Annotated in this window: 1 pseudogene; it reads left to right on the top strand. The window is 58.4% G+C overall.

Annotated features, from left to right (window positions below):
• Positions 1-514 (top strand): annotated as a pseudogene (locus tag AAHB17_RS24585) (integrase core domain-containing protein); the annotation flags it as partial.

A 514-nucleotide genomic window follows, 5' to 3' on the forward strand; every position in this document is an offset into this window, starting at 1 on the left:
CTTTGTCTTTGATCGAACGGCCGAAGGTCGCAGCATCAAGAACCTGACGGTGGTCGATGATGCAACCCACGAGGCGGTGGCCATCGTGACCGAGCGGGCGATGGGTGGCAACCAGTTGGTGCGGATCCTGGATCAAATCGCCACCACAAGGGGACTGCCCAAAGCGATTCGGACAGATAACGGGAAAGAGTTCTGCGGTCGGGCCATGCTGAACTGGGCTCATGCCAGAGGTGTTCAGCTGTTTCTCATCGAGCCGGGCAAGCCCAACCAGAACGCCTACATCGAATCGTTCAATGGCCGCTTCAGGGAAGAATGCCTCAACGAGCACTGGTTCACCAGCTTGGCACACGCCCGTGTGATCGTCGAGGCTTGGCGCCGGGAATACAACGAGGAACGTCCGAAGAAGTCCCTGGGCGGACTGACCCCGGCAGCCCATGCCCAAAGGCTGATGCAAAACCCGTTAAATTAACCCCGGACTCCAAAGCTCAGTGCTACTGAAAATGGGGGGACGTCG

The sequence above is a fragment of the Hydrogenophaga sp. OTU3427 genome, from assembly GCF_038440225.1.
In the GTDB taxonomy this organism is placed as follows: Bacteria; Pseudomonadota; Gammaproteobacteria; order Burkholderiales; family Burkholderiaceae_C; genus Hydrogenophaga.